Annotated in this window: 3 protein-coding genes; 1 reads left to right on the top strand and 2 read right to left on the bottom strand. The window is 74.2% G+C overall.

Going from position 1 to position 3,006, the window contains the following annotated elements; all coding sequences use genetic code 11:
- Window positions 1-99: 99 nt before the first annotated feature.
- The gene (gene rarD, locus ACFU74_RS33260; protein ID WP_380763612.1) at window positions 100-1,089 is read left to right on the top strand and encodes an EamA family transporter RarD; all 990 of its coding nucleotides are present in this window, start codon (window positions 100-102) and stop codon (window positions 1,087-1,089) included.
- On the opposite strand, the gene ACFU74_RS33255 is transcribed toward rarD, so the two are convergent.
- Entirely contained in the window at window positions 1,079-1,975 is an 897-nt protein-coding gene (locus tag ACFU74_RS33255) for an ABC transporter permease (protein ID WP_380763610.1), read from the bottom strand. The genes rarD and ACFU74_RS33255 overlap by 11 nt on opposite strands.
- A complete protein-coding gene (locus tag ACFU74_RS33250) occupies window positions 1,962-2,945 on the bottom strand; it encodes an ABC transporter ATP-binding protein (RefSeq protein WP_380763608.1) in 984 nt (327 codons plus the stop codon). The genes ACFU74_RS33255 and ACFU74_RS33250 overlap by 14 nt, the downstream gene beginning before the upstream one ends.
- Window positions 2,946-3,006: the final 61 nt, after the last annotated feature.

Genomic DNA, 3,006 nt, shown 5'->3' with positions numbered 1-3,006 from the left:
CGGCAATGTCATGACCAAAAACCGAATACGGAGATGACAGCCGCCGTCGTGCCCGCTACCGTCGGCTCGACACTCGCGCGTGCGGAGGGCAGGCGGTCCATGCCAGAGACAACCCAGCGGGAGGCCGGACGCGGCCTCTGGTACGGCTTCGCGGCCTACGGCATATGGGGCCTGTTCCCGCTCTTCTGGCCGCTGCTGGAGCCCGGCGCCGCCGACGACATCCTGGCCAACCGGATGGTCTGGTCGCTGGTCGCGGTCGTCCTGCTGCTGGTCGTCCAGCGGCACTGGGGCTGGATCCGCCCGCTGCTGCGCCAGCCCCGCCGACTCGCCATGCTGGGCGCCGCCGCCACCGTGATCTCGGTCAACTGGGGCGTCTACATCTGGGGCGTCAACGCCGGGCACGTGGTGGAGACCAGCCTCGGCTACTTCATCAACCCGCTGGTCACCATCGCCTTCGGCGTGCTGGTGCTCAAGGAGCGGCTGCGCGCCGCCCAGTGGGTGGCGGTGGGCATCGGCGCCGTCGCGGTCGCGGTGCTGACCGTCGGCTACGGGCGGCTGCCGTGGATCGCGCTGACCCTGGCCCTGTCCTTCGCCACCTACGGGCTGCTGAAGAAGACGGTCGGGCTGAGCGGGCTGGAGAGCCTGGCCGCCGAGACCGCCTTCCTGTTCCCCTTCGCCTTCGGCTACCTGGTCCACCTGGAGGTCACCGGCCGCGGCACCTTCGGGCACACGGTGGCCGGCGAGTACGGCTGGGGGCACTCCGGGCTGCTGATCCTCAGCGGCGTGATCACCGCCGTCCCGCTGCTGCTCTTCGGCGCCGCCGCCGTCCGGGTGCCGCTGAGCATGCTCGGCCTGCTCCAGTACCTGGCGCCGGTGTTCCAGTTCCTGATCGGCATCGCGGTCTTCCACGAGTCGATGCCGCCCGCCCGCTGGGCCGGCTTCGCGCTGGTGTGGGCGGCGCTCGCGGTGCTCACCTGGGACGCGCTGCGCCGGGTGCGGGCCGACCGAGCGGCCGTCCGGGCCCGGACGGCCGCCGCTGCCGGTGCGGTTCCCGGTGTCGGGGCGGACGCGGTGCCGGTCAGGCGGTGATGTCCCGCGAGGTGAACCGGGCCCAGGCCGCCGAGCCGAACACCGCCACGTAGGCGGCCTGCAGCCCGAGGTTCTTCAGCACCCCGTCCCAGTACATCGGCTCCCGCAGCAGGTCGCCGAAGGTGAGCCAGTGGTGGGTGAAGAGGAACGGCTGGATCGCGTGCAGCTGCGGGAAGCTGTCCAGGATCTGCACCGTGATCACCAGTCCGACGGTGGCCGCCATCGCCGCGATGCCGCTGCCGGTGAGCGTCGAGACGAACAGCCCGATCGCGACCAGCCCGGCCAGCGAGGCCGCCACCACCGCGGCCACCAGCACCGCCCGCAGCAGCGCCTGGCCCAGGCCGATGGTCTCGCCGGAGATCAGCGTGACATCCCCGACCGGGAACAGCGCCGTCCCGGCGATCACCGCCGACACCGCGACGGTCGCCGTCGCCGCCAGGCAGAACGCCAGCCCGGCGGTGAACTTGGCGGCCAGCAGCCTGGTCCGCCCGGCCGGCGCCACCAGCAGGTAGCGCAGCGTGCCGGTGGCGGCCTCGCCCGCCACCGAGTCCCCGGCGACCACGCCGACCGTCATCGGCAGGAAGACCGGCAGCGCCACCGCGAGCGCCGTGAACACCAGGAACAGACCGTTCTGGGTGACCTGGGCGATGAACGCCGGTCCCTCGCCGCCGCGCGGCCCGTCCGTCTCGATCCGGACCACCACGCCGATCAGCACCGGCAGCACCGCCAGGATGCCCAGCAGCACGATCGTCCGCATCCGGCGGAAGGTCAGCAGCAGCTCGTTGCGGAACAGCGCCAGGAACCCGGCCGCCGTCTGCGGCCGCCGCCCGCGCGCTGCCCCCGTGCCGGCGGCCGCGACCGCCGGCACCGCCTCAGCCCGCGACATCGAAGCCCTCCCCGGTCAGCGCCACGAAGGCGTCCTCCAATGTGCCCCGCTCCACGCCGAAGCCGTGCACCCGGACGTCCGCCGCGACCAGCGCCGCGACCAGCCCGGGCAGCGCCTCCTCGGCCAGCGCGCCGACGTCGCCGTCCACCCGGCCGTCGCCGATCCGCACCTCGGTGACCTCGTGGGCGAGCAGCACCTCGCCGGCCCGGTGGGTGTCCGGGGTCCGCACCACCAGCCGTCCCCGGGCCCGGGCGGCCAGCTCGGCGACGGTGCCCTGCACCACCAGCCGGCCGCGCGACATCACCGCGGCGTGGCTGCAGACCTGCTCGATCTCGTCAAGCAGGTGCGAGGAGAGGAAGACCGTGGTGCCCTCGGCCGCGACCTCCCGGACCAGCGCCCGGATCTCCCGCATGCCCTGCGGGTCCAGGCCGTTGGTGGGCTCGTCCAGGACGAGCAGCTCGCGCGGCTGGAGCAGCGCCGAGGCCAGGCCGAGCCGCTGCTTCATGCCCAGCGAGTAGGCCCGGGCCTTCTTGCCGGCCGCGGCGGCCAGGCCGACCCGGTCCAGCGCCTCGGCGACCCGGCGCTGCCGGGTGCGCGGGTCGGAGGTCGGGTCGGCGGCGTCGAACCGGGCCAGGTTGTCCCGGCCGGAGAGGAAGCCGTACAGCGCCGGCCCCTCGATCAGCGCGCCGACCCGGGGCAGCACCGAGGCCACCGACTGCGGCATCGGCTCGCCGAGCACCGTCGCCACCCCGGCGCTGGGGGCGATCAGGCCCATCAGCATCCGGATGGTGGTGGTCTTGCCGGAGCCGTTGGGGCCGAGGAAGCCGAAGACCGAGCCCCGGGGGACGGTCAGGTCCAGCCCGTCCACGGCGAGCTGGCCGCCGCGGAACCGCTTGGTCAGACCCCTGGTCCTGATCACGTCGTCGCACGTGCGGGAGGGCGAAGCGGCACCGGGGGCCGGGCGCGCCACCCCGCCCCGCCCCCCCGCCCGCGCCCTAACCGCCCCCGGAACCGGCGCCAGGGCCCCAAAG

Origin of the sequence: Kitasatospora sp. NPDC057500, from assembly GCF_042802195.1 — a bacterium.
In the GTDB taxonomy this organism is placed as follows: domain Bacteria; phylum Actinomycetota; class Actinomycetes; order Streptomycetales; family Streptomycetaceae; genus Kitasatospora.
The sequence above is the reverse complement of the archived record's forward strand: the minus strand, read 5'-3'. Positions and strand labels throughout refer to the sequence as shown.